The organism is Asticcacaulis sp. AC466, assembly GCF_000495815.1.
In the GTDB taxonomy this organism is placed as follows: Bacteria; Pseudomonadota; Alphaproteobacteria; order Caulobacterales; family Caulobacteraceae; genus Asticcacaulis.
The window spans coordinates 1-1,286 of sequence record NZ_AWGE01000042.1 but is presented as its reverse complement, the minus strand read 5'-3'; the positions used below and the strand labels follow the sequence as shown (position 1 = coordinate 1,286).

The window sequence follows — 1,286 nt, the reverse complement described above, 5'->3', positions numbered from 1 at the left end:
AAGTAGTTGATGCCCTGCTTCCAGGAAAATCCTCTAAGCTCCAGGTAACATTAAATCGTACCCCAAACCGACACAGGTGGTCAGGTAGAGAATACCAAGGCGCTTGAGAGAACTCGGGTGAAGGAACTAGGCAAAATGGTGCCGTAACTTCGGGAGAAGGCACGCTGGCATGTAGGTGAAGTCCCTCGCGGATGGAGCTGAAGCCAGTCGAAGATACCAGCTGGCTGCAACTGTTTAATAAAAACACAGCACTGTGCAAACACGAAAGTGGACGTATACGGTGTGACGCCTGCCCGGTGCTGGAAGGTTAATTGATGGGGTCAGCCGCAAGGCGAAGCTCTTGATCGAAGCCCCAGTAAACGGCGGCCGTAACTATAACGGTCCTAAGGTAGCGAAATTCCTTGTCGGGTAAGTTCCGACCTGCACGAATGGCGTAATGATGGCCAGGCTGTCTCCACCCGAGACTCAGTGAAATTGAACTCGCTGTGAAGATGCAGTGTACCCGCGGCAAGACGGAAAGACCCCGTGAACCTTTACTATAGCTTGACACTGAACATTGAGCCTTGATGTGTAGGATAGGTGGGAGGCTTTGAAGCGTGGACGCCAGTCTGCGTGGAGCCATCCTTGAAATACCACCCTTTAATGTTTGATGTTCTAACTCGGCCCCATAATCTGGGGTGAGGACAGTGTCTGGTGGGTAGTTTGACTGGGGCGGTCTCCTCCCAAAGAGTAACGGAGGAGCACGAAGGTTAGCTAATCACGGTCGGACATCGTGAGGTTAGTGCAAAGGCATAAGCTAGCTTGACTGCGAGAGTGACGGCTCGAGCAGGTACGAAAGTAGGTCTTAGTGATCCGGTGGTTCTGAATGGAAGGGCCATCGCTCAACGGATAAAAGGTACTCCGGGGATAACAGGCTGATACCGCCCAAGAGTTCATATCGACGGCGGTGTTTGGCACCTCGATGTCGGCTCATCACATCCTGGGGCTGAAGTAGGTCCCAAGGGTATGGCTGTTCGCCATTTAAAGTGGTACGCGAGCTGGGTTTAGAACGTCGTGAGACAGTTCGGTCCCTATCTGCCGTGGGCGTTGGAAGATTGAGAGGGGTTGCTCCTAGTACGAGAGGACCGGAGTGAACGCACCACTGGTGTTCGGGTTGTCATGCCAATGGCATTGCCCGGTAGCTAAGTGCGGAAAAGATAAGCGCTGAAAGCATCTAAGCGCGAAACTTGCCTCAAGATGAGTCTTCCCTGGGCCTTCAAGGCCCCTGAAGGAACGTTTAAGACTAA

The 1,286-nt window shown here is 52.7% G+C and carries 1 rRNA gene; it reads left to right on the top strand.

Annotated elements, in window-relative coordinates:
• Window positions 1-1,286, top strand: a 23S ribosomal RNA gene (locus AEAC466_RS43420); the annotation flags it as partial.